The sequence below is a fragment of the Gemmatimonadota bacterium genome, from assembly GCA_016712265.1.
In the GTDB taxonomy this organism is placed as follows: Bacteria; Gemmatimonadota; Gemmatimonadetes; order Gemmatimonadales; family Gemmatimonadaceae; genus RBC101.
The window spans coordinates 314,303-330,331 of record JADJRJ010000031.1; the positions used below are offsets into that span (position 1 = coordinate 314,303).

Annotated in this window: 16 protein-coding genes and 3 pseudogenes; 12 read left to right on the forward strand and 7 right to left on the reverse strand. The window is 64.9% G+C overall.

What is annotated here, in order from left to right; all coding sequences use genetic code 11:
• Positions 1 to 172 precede the first annotated feature (172 nt).
• Complete coding sequence (locus tag IPK85_22355; GenBank protein ID MBK8250109.1) at positions 173 to 1,171, forward strand: cytochrome-c peroxidase; 999 nt, start codon at positions 173 to 175, stop codon at positions 1,169 to 1,171.
• Between the two features lie 2 nt (positions 1,172 to 1,173).
• Positions 1,174 to 1,557, forward strand: a complete 384-nt coding sequence (locus IPK85_22360; GenBank protein ID MBK8250110.1) for a hypothetical protein — start codon at positions 1,174 to 1,176, stop codon at positions 1,555 to 1,557.
• A gap of 102 nt (positions 1,558 to 1,659) precedes the next feature.
• On the opposite strand, the gene IPK85_22365 is transcribed toward IPK85_22360, so the two are convergent.
• Positions 1,660 to 2,040 carry a type II toxin-antitoxin system VapC family toxin gene (locus IPK85_22365; protein ID MBK8250111.1) on the reverse strand — a complete coding sequence of 127 codons (381 nt, stop codon included), beginning with the start codon at positions 2,038 to 2,040 and terminating at the stop codon, positions 1,660 to 1,662.
• The gene (locus tag IPK85_22370) at positions 2,037 to 2,324 is read right to left on the reverse strand and encodes a type II toxin-antitoxin system prevent-host-death family antitoxin (protein ID MBK8250112.1); all 288 of its coding nucleotides are present in this window, start codon (positions 2,322 to 2,324) and stop codon (positions 2,037 to 2,039) included. Before IPK85_22370 ends, IPK85_22365 begins: the two co-directional genes overlap by 4 nt.
• 147 nt (positions 2,325 to 2,471) lie before the next feature.
• Here IPK85_22370 and IPK85_22375 point away from each other — a divergent pair, with 147 nt between their 5' ends.
• Positions 2,472 to 3,677, forward strand: coding sequence for an ATP-binding protein (locus IPK85_22375; protein ID MBK8250113.1), 1,206 nt, complete (start codon positions 2,472 to 2,474; stop codon positions 3,675 to 3,677).
• A gap of 20 nt (positions 3,678 to 3,697) precedes the next feature.
• On the opposite strand, the gene IPK85_22380 is transcribed toward IPK85_22375, so the two are convergent.
• The 4 genes from IPK85_22380 to IPK85_22395 form a co-directional block, all read right to left on the reverse strand.
• Positions 3,698 to 4,093 carry a type II toxin-antitoxin system VapC family toxin gene (locus IPK85_22380; GenBank protein ID MBK8250114.1) on the reverse strand — a complete coding sequence of 132 codons (396 nt, stop codon included), beginning with the start codon at positions 4,091 to 4,093 and terminating at the stop codon, positions 3,698 to 3,700.
• The gene (locus tag IPK85_22385; protein ID MBK8250115.1) at positions 4,090 to 4,320 is read right to left on the reverse strand and encodes a hypothetical protein; all 231 of its coding nucleotides are present in this window, start codon (positions 4,318 to 4,320) and stop codon (positions 4,090 to 4,092) included. Before IPK85_22385 ends, IPK85_22380 begins: the two co-directional genes overlap by 4 nt.
• Positions 4,321 to 4,438: 118 nt before the next feature.
• Positions 4,439 to 4,855 carry a PIN domain-containing protein gene (locus IPK85_22390; GenBank protein ID MBK8250116.1) on the reverse strand — a complete coding sequence of 139 codons (417 nt, stop codon included), beginning with the start codon at positions 4,853 to 4,855 and terminating at the stop codon, positions 4,439 to 4,441.
• The gene (locus tag IPK85_22395; protein ID MBK8250117.1) at positions 4,846 to 5,127 is read right to left on the reverse strand and encodes a type II toxin-antitoxin system prevent-host-death family antitoxin; all 282 of its coding nucleotides are present in this window, start codon (positions 5,125 to 5,127) and stop codon (positions 4,846 to 4,848) included. The genes IPK85_22390 and IPK85_22395 overlap by 10 nt, the downstream gene beginning before the upstream one ends.
• Positions 5,128 to 5,524: 397 nt before the next feature.
• Between IPK85_22395 and IPK85_22400 the strand changes: the two genes are divergently transcribed.
• From IPK85_22400 to dcm, 3 genes and pseudogenes are all read left to right on the forward strand, one after another.
• A complete protein-coding gene (locus tag IPK85_22400; protein MBK8250118.1) occupies positions 5,525 to 8,866 on the forward strand; it encodes a glycosyl hydrolase in 3,342 nt (1,113 codons plus the stop codon).
• Between the two features lie 374 nt (positions 8,867 to 9,240).
• Positions 9,241 to 9,669, forward strand: a complete 429-nt coding sequence (locus IPK85_22405; protein ID MBK8250119.1) for a hypothetical protein — start codon at positions 9,241 to 9,243, stop codon at positions 9,667 to 9,669.
• 294 nt (positions 9,670 to 9,963) lie between these two features.
• Positions 9,964 to 11,127, forward strand: a pseudogene (gene dcm, locus IPK85_22410) (DNA (cytosine-5-)-methyltransferase).
• A gap of 121 nt (positions 11,128 to 11,248) precedes the next feature.
• On the opposite strand, the gene IPK85_22415 reads toward dcm, so the two are convergent.
• Positions 11,249 to 11,779: a DUF3883 domain-containing protein gene (locus tag IPK85_22415; protein ID MBK8250120.1), complete on the reverse strand. Its 531-nt coding sequence runs from the start codon at positions 11,777 to 11,779 to the stop codon at positions 11,249 to 11,251.
• A 596-nt stretch (positions 11,780 to 12,375) separates the two neighbouring features.
• Here IPK85_22415 and IPK85_22420 point away from each other — a divergent pair.
• The 6 genes and pseudogenes from IPK85_22420 (at position 12,376) to IPK85_22445 (ending at position 15,981) form a co-directional block, all read left to right on the forward strand.
• The gene (locus IPK85_22420) at positions 12,376 to 12,573 is read left to right on the forward strand and encodes a hypothetical protein (GenBank protein ID MBK8250121.1); all 198 of its coding nucleotides are present in this window, start codon (positions 12,376 to 12,378) and stop codon (positions 12,571 to 12,573) included.
• Positions 12,485 to 13,066, forward strand: coding sequence for a DUF4255 domain-containing protein (locus IPK85_22425; protein MBK8250122.1), 582 nt, complete (start codon positions 12,485 to 12,487; stop codon positions 13,064 to 13,066). Before IPK85_22420 ends, IPK85_22425 begins: the two co-directional genes overlap by 89 nt.
• Before the next feature lie 3 nt (positions 13,067 to 13,069).
• Positions 13,070 to 14,494 (forward strand): annotated as a pseudogene (locus IPK85_22430) (phage tail sheath family protein).
• Between the two features lie 297 nt (positions 14,495 to 14,791).
• A pseudogene (locus IPK85_22435) lies at positions 14,792 to 15,122 on the forward strand (adhesin).
• A 3-nt stretch (positions 15,123 to 15,125) separates the two neighbouring features.
• Positions 15,126 to 15,380 carry a DUF4926 domain-containing protein gene (locus IPK85_22440; GenBank protein ID MBK8250123.1) on the forward strand — a complete coding sequence of 85 codons (255 nt, stop codon included), beginning with the start codon at positions 15,126 to 15,128 and terminating at the stop codon, positions 15,378 to 15,380.
• 154 nt (positions 15,381 to 15,534) lie between these two features.
• On the forward strand, positions 15,535 to 15,981 hold the full coding sequence (locus IPK85_22445; GenBank protein ID MBK8250124.1) for a type II toxin-antitoxin system HicB family antitoxin: 447 nt from the start codon (positions 15,535 to 15,537) through the stop codon (positions 15,979 to 15,981).
• Positions 15,982 to 16,029 lie beyond the last annotated feature (48 nt).

A 16,029-nucleotide genomic window follows, 5' to 3' on the forward strand; every position in this document is an offset into this window, starting at 1 on the left:
TCCGATTGGTCCGGGCCCCGTTGCTCGCCCAACGCCCCAACATCCGGCCGGGCGACGTCACACGGCGCCCCATCGCGGGGCCCGATGTCGGCTTCCGCCCTCGTTTTCCGTTCTCAATGGACCGGGGGCGCGCCATTCGGCGGCCCCAGCGACTCGAAACGGAGAAGCCACAATGCGGATCGTGATGCGGGCCCTGGGAATCGCCCTGGCTGGGGCGGGAATGGTGGGATGTGTGGACGACGGCGGCGCTCGGATTCCGCTCGGCCCCGCGAGCGCCAGTGCCGACGTCTCGGTGAATGGGGCAACACCAGACCAGGTGAGACAGCTGGCTGTGGCACGCGGCATCGGCCCCCTCCCGGCGTCGCCACGGGTCCGGCCAGCGCTCTCACACCTCGGCCGCATGCTGGCCTTTGACAAGATCTTGAGCGGGAATCGCGATATCTCCTGCGCCACCTGTCACCTTCCGGCGTTCGGCACGCGTGACGGCCTCAGCCTCTCAGTGGGGCAAGGCGGATTCGGCCTCGGACCGGGGCGCCAACACCCCGGCGGCGTCTTCATTCCGCGCAATGCGCCCCCGCTCTTCAACCTCGGCGCCATGCGTTCCCTGTTTTGGGATGGCCGCATCGAGACCGCACCCGATGGCGCGATTCGCACACCGGCAGGTGCGGCGATCACCCCCGAGATGAGGAGCGCGTTCGAGTTCGGGCCCATCTCCGCGCTGGCCATGTTCCCCGTCACCAACCGGGCGGAGATGCGCGCGGCACAGGGGAACGAACTGGCGCAGGTACCAGACAACGATCCGCAGCAAATCTGGTCGCTCCTGATGGTGCGCCTGGGGCGATTCCCGAGTACCGTCGCCTCTTTGCCGAGGCGTATCCCGGGAAGCCGTTTGGGCAACTCACCTTCGCGCATGCATCGAATGCGATCGCCGGGTTCTTTGTGGATCGGCTCACCTTTACCGGGGCTCCCTGGGATCGTTTCCTCGCCGGCGACGACCAGGCGTTGTCCGGTCGACAGCTCGCGGCGGCACGCACCTTTCTCACCCTCAAGTGTTCGATCTGCCACAACGGTCCCACCTTCAGCGACGGGGAGTCGCACAACGTGGCGGTGGCGCAGTTCGGCCCGGGGCAGGGGAACGGACCTTCCGGTCGCGATGACTTCGGGCGGATGAATGTGACGGGGGATCCGCGGGACCAGTATCGCTTCCGGACCACGCCGCTGCGCAATGTCGAGCTCACCGGCCCCTGGGGGCACGATGGCGCCATCCTCTCGTTGCGTGGGTTCATCGACCACTACAGCGAGTCCGATCGCAAGTTGCGGGAGTTCGATCCCTCGTCTCTCCATCCCGCACTCCGTGGCACCCTGCTGCCTAACGCCGATGCCATCCTCGCGACGCGTGACACCCTGCTGAACGGCGTGGTGCTCACGGCGGACCTGGTCGACCAGTTGACCGAGTTCATGCGAACGCTCACCGATCCGGCGGCGCGTCGGCTGGGTATCCTCACGCCCGGGCGGGTGCCGAGCGGGCTGCCGGTGGACGGTGCAGTATCTCGTTAGCGCGGTGTGAGCGGGATGGGGGGTGCGGGAGGCCGGCCTCCTGCGCACCCCCTGCGAGCCGCGGCACCGCCTCATTCATGCGTCCGCAGGGGGGGATCCCCCTCAGGTGACAAACCCCAACGTGCGAGCCACTTCGCCCTGCGCCGCGTCCAGGGTGAGGAATGTCAGCGCGGACGGGTCCGGCGACACGTATAACGCCGTGGCCAGGTGCCAGGCATCGGCACCGCGAACATACCCCGCGGTGTAGACCCGGAGCAGTTCGCTCGTCAGCGCCCGCACTGGGGTGACCAGCTCGACTATTCCCTTGTTCAGGGCGGAGAGGGCCACGCGCTGGCGTGTCAGGGTGGCGAACAGCTCGGCCTCGATCAATGCGGACGACACGAGGGCGTCGAACATCCCAAGGCGCTGCCTCATGACATCCGCGCCAGGTTCATCGAGTAAGGTCGCGACGACGATGGACGTGTCGACATACGCGGTCGTCAATCGCGTTCCTCCAGAAACTGCTGCAGCGCTCCGGGTCGGTGCGCGACAGGCGCGAAAGTCGCGGGATCCGATGGCTTCATCGCCGCCGGCTGGATCAACCCGAGTGCCCGCAGTTCCGCCAATCGCTCGTCGAGCGACTGCGGCTTCCGCTCAGGGTCGATCGGGCGCAGCTCGGCGGCGGGCACCCCGTGGACCGTGATCACGATGGTATGACCCTCCCGGACCTGGCGGACCAGGGCCGAGAGGCGGGCCTTGGCTTCGTACAGCGAGTACTCCTCGGGCATCCGCCCCCTGGTAGCGTGCCAGAGAAATATGGTCAGACTAGTCAGAATTGTCGACGACCATCTCTAGGCAGCGAGCGCCAAGCCCGCAGTTCTGTACCAAACGCTACAAGAATTGCTCTTGGTTGTACCAAACGCTAAACTATCGGCGTGTTCAAGCGACCATTCTGGGAGAAGAAGGTCTCGGAGGCCTGGGGAACACGTTCCCTGGTCTGGCTCACCGGTGTGCGGCGTGTGGGCAAGACGACACTCGCGCGGTCGCTTGAGGATGGCACAGGCGCTGGTGCGCTCTACCTCGATTGTGAGCTCCCATCAGCGCGCCGCGAAATCGATGACCCGGAGGCCTTCCTGAGGTCCGTTCGGGGTAGGACGGTTGTCCTCGATGAAGTACATCGGCTATCGGATCCGGCAGCGCTCCTCAAGATCGCGGCGGATCACTTCCCTGACGTCCGCATCCTGGCCGCGGGTTCATCGACGCTCGGCGCATCATCGAAGTTCAAGGACACCCTCACTGGTCGAAAAGTCGAGGTCTGGCTCACCCCCCTGGTGCAGGCTGACGCAGAGCCGTTCGGCAGCCGCGGGCTCGAGCATCGGCTGCTGCGCGGCGGCCTTCCGCCGTTTCACGAGGCGGCTGTCTTCCCGGAGCGCGACTTTCAGGAATGGACCGACGCCTACTGGGCGCGCGACATCCAGGAGTTGTTCCGATTGGAGCGCCGGCACGCGTTCCAGCGCCTCTTCGAGCTGGTGCTTGCGTCGAGCGGCGGGATCTTCGAGGCGACGCGCTTTGCCCGGGCGTGCGAGGTGAGTCGCCAGACCATCCACAACTATCTCGGCGTTCTCGAAGCGACCTTTGTCGCCCATCTGGTGCGGCCCTGGTCCCGCAACGCAAACGTTGAGCTGGTGAGCGCCCCGCGGGTCTACGGATTCGACACCGGGTTCGTGGCGTACCACAAGGGATGGACGTCACTGCGTCCGGAGGATCGTGGCGTGTTGTGGGAACACCTCGTGCTGAATGAACTGCACGCGCACCGTCAATCACGGGATATCTACTACTGGCGCACCAAGCAAGGCCACGAGGTGGACTTCGTACTTGGGGGTCGTGGGGATCGGCCACCGGTTGCCATCGAATGCAAATGGTCCGCCGCCGATTTCGACGCTCGCAATCTGGCCACTTTCCGGAAGCTGCACCCGGGTGGCCTCAACTATGTGGTTGTGCCCGAGCCAGTCACGGTCGACACGCGCGTGCATGGTGAACTCGAGGTGCGCTACGTGACGCTGAAGGATCTGGCGAACATCGCTCGGGTCCCCGATCAGGGGCGTGTCGTGAGCGAGACCTGGCTCTCGTGGGCGAGGTGAGCCGGACGCCGCAGCGGCTCCTACGTCAACACCTCGACCGTCACGCGCACTCCCGGGGCGCGACCGAGCCGCGCGTCGCACGTGATCAGAACGGCTCCCAGTGCCTCCGCCAGGGCGACGTAGGTCGCGTCATACGCGGTGAGGTTCGCGCGCAGGGACCAAATGCGTGCCATGAGCGGCGCATGAGGATGCCGGCGCATCGGCAGCACGTCCAGTAGACTCAGCGCCGACGCGGCGCGCACGGTGGACAACTCGTTCCGTGCCTCGAAGCGCCGGAGCACCTGGCCGACTTCCACGTCCACGAGGTGGGGTGCGTGCAGCGCCGTCGGCCGCTCGAAGATCCGATCCACCACGCGATCACCCAGGGGCGAGCGGAGCAGCAGTTCAATTACTGCCGAGGCGTCGAGAACGATCACCGAGCGTCGCGCTCAGCTCGTACGGCGTCGGCGGCTGTTTCGGAGGTAGCCACGGGCTCAAGCCTGGCGAGCGCCTGCCGCAACTCTGCGGGAGTCAGCTGGTCGCCCACCCGTTCCAGCTCGCCGCGGAGGTAGTCGGAGAGCGGGAGCCCATGGGCCGCCGCCCGCGCCTTGAGGCGCCGATGGAGTTGGTCCGGGACATGCCGAATCTGAATCATCTTGGACATGTGGAGAACATGCGTGCATGTGGAGCACATGTCAACGAAACACCTCACGGCAGCGAGGTTCATACCCACTGAGGGACGGGAGCGCGCCTGCGTTCCCAGGCGCAGCCCTGTGGGTCGCTTATGCTCGTCGGAAGGGCTGGACATCGAGTAAGCGAAGCTCCGGGATTCGCGAGAACTCACGCACGTTGAGCGTCGCGAGGGTGTATTCGTGTGCGACGGCAGTTGCGGCGATCAGCATGTCGTACGCCCCAACGACGATACCGCGACTCGACAGTCGTCCCCACAACCGCGCATGCACTCGCGCGACGGCGGCGTCGTACGGCAGGATATCGGTGGCTTCACAAAGTGAGGCGACCCATGCCTCCCGGCGATCGCGCACCGGCTCCTGCACCGCGCGCTCAACCCCCTGCCACAGTTCCGCGACTGTCACCGCGGCGAGATGGACTTCACCAACCCAGGCGTTCATCAGATCAGGCAGGTGCAGTCGATCGCGCTCAGCCTCGATAAGGACCGAGGTCTCGAGGATCAGGCCCACGGATCACGTGGTGGGAGAAGCTCGGCACGCGCCGCTTCGATCGCCCGCGCGAACGAGTCGGCGTCGTCCGACGAGAGCCGCGGTCGACGTTCCCACGCCGCCAGGAAGTCGGCTTTCGACTTTCCCTCCGCGCCCGCGGGAGGAGTGATTTGGGCGACCGGTGTCCCGTTCTTGAGGAGCACGATGGTCTCGCCCTTGTAATAGGCTCGGTTGACGAGGTCCGCGAAGTTCCTCGCGGCCTCGGTGACGGAAACGGATCGCGGTTTACGCATGCGTAAAATCATACTTTACGCATAGTCCTCTGTAAATGGTTTTCTGACATGCTTTTATGTTGTTCGCCTGCTTCGAAAAGCTGGCCCAGTGGCGAAGGCTACGGCGGGAGGTGGTGTCCCCCTGACCAACTCGCGCTCGTCGATCCAGGGTTCGGCCACCCGACTTGAGCCACCGGATGGGTCGCAGCGAAGTGGGTGTCGGTGGTGGAGCAGCTCGCCGCACCAGAAGTGGTCCTCAGTGAACTGGCATGGGGTGACGCTGTGAGGGCCCACGGTACGAGGCACTGTCACGCCGACATCAAGCCTCCGGTGAACTCCCGCTTGCGCTCGACTGAACGACAGCGAACTTCTCGACCTGCCGTCTGCAAGCTGCTGTCTGCCGTCTCCCAAATCCGTCATGCGCAAACTCGTCGTCCTCGCCCTTCTCCCCGCCGCCGCCTTCGCCCAGGCTCGGCCCGTCGCCTCCGCGCGACCCATCGCGACGCTGCCCGCCCCGAGCTCGCTCGATTCGGCGAACCTCGCCGCGTTCCGCTGGCGCGAGGTCGGCCCCGCCCGCGGTGGCCGTTCGGTCGCCGTCGCCGGCTCCGTCAAGCGACCCAACGAGTACTGGATGGGGACCACCGGCGGTGGCGTCTTCAAGACCACCGACGGCGGCCTCAACTGGAACCCGGCGAGTGATCGCTACTTCGGCGGCACCATCGGCGCGGTCGCGGTGGACGAACAGAATCCGGACATCGTCTGGGTGGGTGGTGGCGAGACCGACATCCGCGGCAACACGTCGTATGGCGACGGCCTCTGGAAGACCTCGAACGGCGGTCGCACCTGGGAGATGCTTGGCTTCAAGGACGAGTTCATCTCGACCATCCGCATCCACCCCACGCAGAGCAACACCGCGTACATCGGCGTCTTCGGCGACGTCTTCAAGAGCGGGCCGCGCGGACTCTACAAGACCACAGACGGTGGCAAGAGTTTCTCGCGCGTGTTGTATGTCAACGACTCGACCGGGGTGATCGACATCGGCGTGGATGCGCAGAACCCGGACGTGATGTATGTGGCGTTCTGGCAGGCTTGGCGCGCGCCCTGGGGGATGTCATCGGGCGGCGTGCACAGCGCGATCTACAAGACCACAGACGGGGGCGCGACCTGGCAGAACCTGATGAAGACCGCGAAGGGGCTACCGACCGGGCTGGTTGGCAAGATCGGCCTCGCCGTCTCGCCGGTGAAGAGCAGCATCATCTGGGCCCAGATCGAGCACGACTCGGGCGGCGTGTATCGCAGCGGTGATGGCGGGATGAACTGGGAGTACATCAACCGGGAGCGCAAGCTGCGGCAGCGGGCATGGTATTACTCCCAGCTGACCGCGGACACTAAAGACACGAACATCGTCTACGCGCAGAACGTTGGCTTCTTCCGTTCGCGCGACGGGGGCAAGACCTTCCCGCAGAGCATCCAGGTGCCGCACGGCGACAACCACGACCTGTGGATCGCGCCGGACAACAACCAGCGGATGGTGCAGGGGAACGACGGCGGCGCGAACGTGTCGACCAATGCCGGCGCGACGTGGACCGACCAGGAGTTTGCCACGGCGCAGTTCTACCATGTGACGACGACCAACGAGTACCCCTACAAGATCTGCGGCGCCCAGCAGGACAACTCAACGCTCTGCGGTCCCAGCCGAAAGCAGGGCACTATTGAAATCAGCGACTGGTACGATGCCGGTGGCTGCGAGAGCGGCTACATCGCCGCGCATCCCTTGAAGCCGAACGTGACCTTTGCCGGCTGCTACGGCGGCAACCTCGACCGTCGCGATCGCGAGACCGGGTTCACGCGCGACGTGACGGTCTATCCGCGCAACCCGATGGGGCATTCATCGGAGGACATCAAGGTTCGGTTCAACTGGACTTTCCCGATCGTTTTCTCCCGCCACAACCCGAACGTGTTGTACACGGCGGGTTCGCAGCTCTTCCGATCGAACAACGAAGGAGAGTCGTGGACTGCGGTGTCGCCGGAGCTGGCGCGTCGCGATCCGAAGACGATGGGCCCCAGCGGTGGGCCCATCACGAAGGACCAGACCGGCGTCGAGACGTATGGGATCATCTTCGCCTTTGACGAGAGCCCGATCACCCCGGGGTTGTTGTGGGCGGGGACCGACGACGGCTACATCTGGATCTCGCGCAATAACGGCGCGACCTGGCAGAACGTGACTCCGCCGGACATCGGCGACTTCACCCGTGTGTCGATCATCGAGCCGTCGCGCTACGCGGCCGGCACCGCCTATGTCGCCGCGAATCGTTATGCACTCGGCGATCGCAAGCCGATCTTCTACAAGACAACCGACTACGGCAAGACCTGGACATCGATCAACAACGGCATCGCGAGCGATCACTTCGCACGTGTGATCCGCGAGGACCCCGTACGGCGCGGCCTGTTGTTCGCCGGGACGGAGCGGGGGGTATACATGTCGTTCGACGATGGCGCCAACTGGCAGCCGTTCCAGCGGAACCTCCCGCCGGTCCCCGTGCACGACATCACGCTCAAGGACAACGACCTGATCGCGGCGACCCATGGTCGCTCGTTCTGGGTGATGGACGACATCTCGAGCTTGCGGCAGGTGACGCCGACGATCCTGGCGAAGGACGCGCATCTATATAAGCCGGTCGATGCGTACCGCACGCAGTGGCAGGGCGGGTTCGGTGGCGGCGGGGGTGGTGGTGGCGGCGGCAACCAGGTCGGCGCCAATCCGCGGAGCGGGGCGATTGTGTACTACACGCTCAAGTCGCCGAACCAGAAGGTGACGTTGGACTTTTTGGACGCGCGTGGTGAGGTGATCCAGGGTTACACGAGCGAGCAGAGCACCGAGCAGGCCGCCGATTCGGTTGCCCGCGATCGCGCGCGGGCCGCGGCCATTGATTCTCTTGTGCAGCGTGGAGCGAGCCGTGACAGCGCGACGCGCGTCGTCACTGCTCGGCCCCAGGGCGGCCCGGGCGGTGGAGGTGGCGGCGGTGGTTTTGGAGGCGGCGCTCCCCCGCGTCCGCGCGTCCCCAACCGTGCCGGGTTGAACACCTTCTCGTGGAACCTGCGTTATCCCGACGCCGTGACCTTCCAGGGGATCATCATGTGGGCCGCCAACACGACCGGCCCCGTGGCGCCCCCGGGGACGTATTCGGTCCGCATGCGCGTGAACGATGGGGAGCCGCAGGTGCAGACCTTCCGCGTGCGGAAGGATCCTCGGTCAACCGCGACCGAGGCCGACCTGCTGGCCCAGTTCAACCTGTTGATTGCGATCCGGGACAAGACGACCGAAGCCAACAACGCCGTCCGCATGGTTCGCAACATGCGCTGGAACGTTGGGGATCGGACCGGCAAGCTGACGGCCGCGCAGCAGGCCGAGTTCAAGTCGATTGCTGACGGGATGATGGGTCAGCTGACGAAGGCCGAGCAGGAGGCCTACCAGACGAAGAATGAGAGCAACCAGGATCCGCTGAACTTCCCGATCAAGCTGAACAACGAGATCGCGGGGGTTGCGAGCTACGTGTCCCAGGGCGAATATCGGCCCACGAAGCAGGCGCTTGAGGTCTTTGGGGTGTTGTCCAAGGAGCTGGACGCGCAGACGAAGGCGATCAAGGCGGCGATGGACAAGGACCTGCCGCGGCTGAACGCGATCCTAAGGGCGGCGGGGCTGCAGGAGCTGGTGCCGAGTACGGAGGAGATCAAGCCGCGGAACAACGTGGCGATGTAGGGATGGAGATGGTGCGTGAAATGGCGCACGCGGGAATTGAGCGAGCGCCAATCCGCCAGCGCGGAGGGTTGCGTACGCCACTGAAACGGGGCGTCGTAGGAGCGCCCAAGGCAACGCCACTGCGAGCTGACTCCTCTCATTGGCGCGATCTGCGGTCACCCGAGGCAGAGAATGTTCGACCAGGAATTCTCGTCAGGAGCCTAACGACTCCATCGATTGACGATGAAGCAGGCAACAGGTGGCAGTACCACCCGCAGAGTGACCGACACTCCAAGATCGCGTGTTGGGCCTTCCTGTTTGACCTTTTGGTCCGTTGTCCGCTTCTGAGGAGACACGTCGAGTTGGGGAAGGTCGGTTTCGGCATCAATCACACGATGACCGATTTCTCGGCCGACCGGCAGAAAGACCTGGATCTTGTCATCTCGATTCCAAGAACAGAGGCCGCTTCGACGACTGGGCCCTCGTTCTTTTCGTCGCTCGTTGGTGCGTACGGCATCGTACTGAGTCGTGAGGAGATGGCGATACTCGCCACGCTGCCCGAGTTCAACAGGGCGCCGGTGGGCGATGTGCTTCTGGCCGTCGAGGCAAAGGCGGTGATGACCGCGCACGTGCGAGCGGGCCCAAGACTCCATGACGAGCTGACAGCTGCGTGGCAGTGCATAAACGGTGGCGCTCCGCAGGCGATCGCTGCAGCCCTCGGGATGATCAATGCGTCCTCAGAGTTCGTGAGTCCGAAGATGAACAAGGCTCGCTCTCCGGGAAAGCACTGGTCATCGGACGGAGAAGCAACCGAACGGTGTTGAGCACGCATTGCGACGCTTCCGGGCTGTACGGGTTCGAGGCCATGTGACAGAACGCGGCTATGACGCGATTGGGGTGGTCACCGTTGTTGCCCGGAAACGATGGTTCCCCCGTTACCCTCGCGTCGTCTCCGCCTTCGCTCCCCTCGTCGGATTCGTTGCACTACGAACGGATGGTTCTGCGCGTGGCGGGACTTTACGATGGGAGATTCGCCAGCCGATAGGCCCGTTTAAGAGCGTTGCCGAACAAAGGCCGAAACGTTAAACTCATCCTCTCTTACTTGAAGCGGCATAGCTGTGCCCCTGTCGTCAGCCGGTCTATTCGCGGGAATCGGTGGTATCGAATACGGCCTTGAGCGGGCCGGATTTCGTCCACACCTGCTCTCTGAGGTCGAGCCTGCAGCGCAGTCTGTGCTGAAGGCTCAGTTCCCTGGCGTTCCCCTGGCGGCAGACGTGAGAGCGCTGGCCGAGCTTCCCAGAGTGGACGTGCTTTCCGCCGGATTTCCTTGTCAGGACCTGAGTCAGGCCGGCAAGACGGCTGGGATCCATGGCGAGCAGTCTGGGCTTGTTCAACACGTTTTTCGACTTGTTCGCGACCGAGCCACCGCACCGAACTGGTTGTTGCTTGAAAACGTTTCGTTCATGCTTCGGCTCAACCGCGGCGCGGCCATGGACCACCTTGCCGGCGCATTGGAAGAACTGGGGTAACGTTGAGCGTACCGAGTGCTCGACTCCCGGGCATTCGGTGTGCCCTGCGCCGACAGCGGGTTCTTCTACTTGCATCCAGGACTGAGGATCCGCGCTCCGTTCTACTTAGTGAGGACGCGGGCGAGCCGGAGCGTGATCCAGACACCGCAACGACGTTTGGCTTCTTCTGGACCGAAGGACTGCGGGGTGTGGGCTGGGCGGTCGACGCCATTCCCACGCTAAAAGGGGGTTCAACGATCGGTATCGCATCCCCGCCGGCAATATGGCGGGTAGCAGACGACGCCGTGTTCACGCCTGACCTTCGAGACGCAGAACGCCTCCAGGGTTCCCAGTTGGATGGACTGCCGCGGTGGGTCAGGCGAGGCAGGCCAACGGTAAGCGATGGAAGCTGGTGGAAATGCCGTGACGACCGGAGTAGCAGAGTGGGTGGGGCATAGACTGATACGAGGGGGACACGCTCCGTTCGAAACGGCGGCGAAGTTGGAGCGAGGTGCTCCGTGGCCGCACGCAGCATGGGGCGACAAGGCCGGCCGCTGGTCAGTCCGCGCGTCTGCATTTCCTGTGGGTGCAGGTCATCCGGCGCTTTCAGACTTTCTTGAGTTTCCAGGGGTGCCACTGTCGGAGCGCGCAACGGCGGGTTTCCTGTCCCGTGCGCGGGCGGGTTCCTTGCGCTTCCGCGCGGGGTTTCTTGAGGCACTCGATCGACATCTTGCCTGGCACCGCGACGCAAGGTTGGAAGCAGCGTCGGTTTGAAGGTACGGCTCGCTACGAGCCCCGAACGTTCGGCTTTCTAGTGAAGCGCGAACGGCGGAAACGAACAGCGCCGAAGATGTGGCAGTGACTTGCGAGCCGATGAATTGCGGCGGGCGCAGTCTCACACGCATGTTCGGTCTGCTAAAGATTCACACCGCTCGCACCTACCTCTCCTCGCACTTGCGGACGCCGTTCGTGGGGCGCCACGCTGAGCGGTCAGTGCCGGGCGATCGCTCGGCCACTGGCTATCGGCAGCGCTGACCCCACGGCAGGTGCGGGATCCCAAGATCCCCGAAGTTCCTTTGACGTCACTGTGAGCGTGCTTCGAACACCACGGGGTCGAGCCGGAAGTGCTCCTGACCGACCCGGGCAACGCGTACAGTTTCGGCTCCTTCCGGAATCCGAAGACGCGGTAGAGCGCGTAGTGGTCGCGGCGGGAATCCGACACACGAACTTCGTTCCGCGTGATCAGAAACGGTGTGTGGATCCCGAACTTGGTGGTCTTGACCTCTATCAGGCGCTCCTTGCCCGATTCCTCGAATGACAGGACATCGTAGCCGAGCCCATCGCCGCGGGTGTCCGCAACGTGCTCCACGCGATCTGCAAGGCGCGGCTTGCGAGCCGCAGACAGGCGGGCCCGCTCGAAATTCACGACGAACTCCTCGCCAGCGTGACCAAGAGCGCGATTGGCTGACTCCAGCGCGACGTAGTCGCGACCAGGCTGGGAGAGCGGCTCCGCTTCGCTCGCACGCCGCGTGCGAGTTGGGCGCTCCTCCGGGAGTGGGTGCGGCGACGAGACATCCGAGGATATCGCCAACCGCCGATGTTGGGGCCGGCGTACTCGCGATCGTCGAAATGAGGTCCCCCAGGCCAGAGCGGGATGCTAGCTGGCGCTGGGCCTCGTGTCGGACCTGGAGCTGGTAGTTGGGGTACGGCTTGTACCCGTCGATGTAGAAGCACCCGAGGTCTCGCAGGGCTGCGCTGACGTTCCCCCACTTGAACTCGATGGCCTGCTTCGAGCGATTGCGCAGAACCCGCTGAAGAGCGCGATTGTGCTCCGCCTTTGAATAGGGCTCCCCCGAAGCTCCAGCTCAAACATGTCGAGATACGCCGCTATAGTCGCGGCGACCTCTTCGTCTGTCCAAGCTGTAGGCGCGCTACCGTTGGCCAAGATCGGCAACCAGGTTTAGGGGGACCGTTCGCCACAATCTCGGCCGTGAAACCGACACTCGCCAGCACCCCTCGTCTATGCGCACCATCCCTGTCCCGGACTGGCTGGTCCGGGAGATCCTCATCGCGTTGAACGAGGTGCGAAACACGACGTATCCGGGCGAACGGTTTCGGGACACCTACGCGCTTGCGGCAGAGGGGACGAGGACCCTGGCAGCACAGCGACAGGGGCTGCCGGACGCGACCCCCATCACACCACCGAGGGCGGACCCATGATCTCCCAAGCCCTGAGCTTCATCTGCGCCGAACTCCGCCCCCACCTCGGCCTCGAATCGCACGCCGTCCGACCCTCCAGTCGCCCCGCCGTGGCCACCGGCCCCCGACACGCGACCGCAACCCTCATCGCCGTCCGCGAATCACCCTCGCTCCGCCAAACACAGCCGCCCCGCCAACGCGCAGCGAGCCCGCGCCCGCGACGATCCCACTCCTCGAACTGGACCTGCTCCTCTCCTTCGGCGGCAGTGACTACGGCGAATCGCTCGACCTCCTGGCGAAGACCATCGACTTCCTCCACGCACACCCGATCTGGTCCGCCGACACACAGTTGGGCACCGGCGCCGCGCCGCTCCCGACCTCGCTCGACAGGATCACCCTGCACCCGGTCGCGCTCTCCCACGAGGACCAACACCATGTGTGGAGCGCCCTCGGGGCGCCTTACGTGGCATCGGTGGTCTACCACGTCGCACTCGTACCAGCCGGCGAGCGCTGACCCATGACCCACACACCGGGGATCTACATCGCAGAGCAGGACGCGTTCCCGAACAGTATCGTCGGTGTCCCTACGGCCGTCCCCGCCTTCATTGGCTACACCGAAAAGGCCACCAGCCCCAACGGAACCGACGTCACGCGCACTCTCGTGCGCATCACATCTCTGACGGAGTACGAACAGCACTTCGGCGCCGCGCCGCCGCAACAGGTCTCCATCGACGTCGAACACCACGTCGACCAGGCCGGCGCCACCAGGGACGTTCACGTGACGTGGACCACACCACATGGCGCGCCGAGCTGCATTCTGCCGTATGCGCTCCAGCTCTTCTTTGGCAATGGCGGCGGGACCTGTCTCATCTACTCCCTTGGTGCCCCAACTACGCCGACGCTGCACGACTTCACCAGCGCCGTCACTGCGCTGGAAGCCAGCCCGGAACCCACCCTGCTGCTCTTCCCGGACGCGGTGCACCTCGCGCCTGCGGACTACGCGGCACTGGTAACGGCCGCACTCGCGAGCGCGGGGCGGACGCAAGACCGGTTCGTCATCGCCGACGTGCCCGAGACGTCAAGCGACCTCGCAACGCTCGCCTCCGACTTCCGCGCGTCCCTTGCGACGGTCAACCCCAACGATCGAAAGTACGGGGCGGCCTACCTGCCATACCTGGAAACCACGATCCCGCTGCACACCACAGCGGAGAGCGTCACGATCAACGCGTTCACCACGGTGGTGCTGGACGGGAAGGGAGCGATCTCCGCTCGCACTCCAGTTCCGCAAATGTCAAACCGGCGGCTCGCCGACATTCCTGCACATACCCCATCGTACGGCGCCAACATTCAGCTGGCCATCACCAACTTCCTCGCCCAGGCCACGGTCACCCTGCCACCCAGTGCAGCGATCGCTGGCGTCTACTCGATGATGGACGGAACCCGCGGTGTGTGGAAGGCCCCCGCGAATGTGTCGCTCTCTGCGGTGCGCAAGCCGACCATTGCGATGACCACGGATCAGCAAGGCGAACTCAACGTCGACGGGACACACGGGTTGTCCCTCAACGCCATCCGGGAGTTCATTGGACAGGGCACCCTGGTCTGGGGGGCGCGAACGCTCGGTGGAAACTCCAGCGACTGGCGCTACGTCTCCGTGCGCCGGTTCGTCACGTTCGTCGAACAGTCGATCATGCTGGGACTGCAGGCCCTGGTCTTCGAGCGCAACGATGCGCGGACGTGGACGAGCGTCGACCTGATGATCAGCAACTTCCTCACCGGCCTCTGGCGGAGTGGCGCGCTCGCCGGCTCGACCGCCCGCGACGCCTTTGCCGTGCAGGTGGGACTCGGGAGCACCATGACGGCGCAGGACGTGGCCGAGGGGCGCATGCGCGTTACGGTGTTGCTGGCGGTGGTGCGTCCGGCCGAGTTCCATGTCATCACCCTGGAGCAAATGATGGTCGGGGGACGTAGGGCGCTCTCCGCCGCTTTCGTGACAAGTGGCTGCGTTGGTAGCGACTCAATTGCGTTGGAGCGGTACCGATGTGGCCGCTGGTGCCCATTACCCTCCGCCGCATGTCAGGCACCAAACGGTGGAAGCGCTGTGGGACTCGGTGCGCAGGGGCCGACTACCAACGGCGAAGCCTACTTCGCTCTCGGCCTGTTCCCGCGGGGCGAGCGCGCGTCGGTGCTCGCGCCCACGGCGTGGCGGCGTTTCAGCCCCCGGAGCTCTCGGAACGTGAGGCTGCCCGCCGCCGACGCAGCCATTGTCGTGCCTGCCAAGGTCCGCGACTACTTGCTTGCGCCGGAGCACCCGCTCGGGCGCAGCAAGGCACGCTTCTTCGAGAGCCTGGGCTTTGAACGTCGCCACTGGGCGCTCCTCCGAGACGCCCTGCTGGCTGCGGCCCAGACCGGGAGTGTGTCCCTTGGACCCACCAGCCCCCTATGGGCAGAAGTACCTCGTCGATGCTATGCTTCAAGGCCCGAACGGGCGGCACGCTTCGATTCGGACCGTGTGGGTGGTCCTTCGGGGCGAACAGCGGCCTCGGTTGGTTACGGCCTTTCCGACGTGGTGACCCATGACGACTCTGCCTGTTTTCCGCGAGCTCGACACGGTGGTGATGGTCCATGACCTGCCGGAGGCAGGACTCCGAGCCGGCGATCTGGGTGCGTTGGTGCATCTCTATGCTCCCGATGCATTCGAGGTGGAGTTTGTGACGGCCTCGGGGCGCACCCAGGCGGTGGTGACGCTGACCTCGGCGGATGTGCGCCCGGTGCAAGACGACGATCTCCTGGCCGTGCGTTCGGCATCGGCCGTGCGCGGTGCTGCCTGACTGTCATCTGATTCGGGTGCAGTAACCCCCGTCGACGCCGTGCACGACGGCCGCGCCCCTGCTTGACGAGCAAGCTATAACTTGCCAGCTTCATGCCGTGCAAAGGCACGCGCGGCTTGAAGGAGAGTGACGGCCGTGCCACGGAGGAGAACCCATGGTTTATCTCGCGCTCCTGACTCGCGAGGGGAAACATCACCTGGCGTCGTTTCCTGATTGCCCGGGGTGTCAAACCTTTGGCGCTACCCGGGCCGATGCCCTGGGCATGGCGGCTGACGCGCTGCAAGGGTGGCTTGAAGCTCACCTTGCCGCAGGGGACGCTCCACCCAAACCATCGGGGCGGCGAAAAGTACGCACGCGGTCGACGCTCGCGCCGATCACCGTTCCCGTGGTCCTTGCCGTGCGCCTTCAGCTGCGGTGGGCGCGGCAGGAACTCGGCTTGACGCAGGCCGAGTTGGCCAAGCGGGTTGGCGTGAGCCGGCAACAGATCGCGTTGCTGGAGTCACCAGATGCCAATGTGACGCTCAAGACGCTCGAGCGCGTGGCCCACGCCATGGATCTGCGACTGGAGATCCAACTCCAGCCGGTGAGACAAGCCGCTTGACCGACGCCGGAATGGGCTGATCCAGTCGAGCGAAGTCGCGAAAGGGTC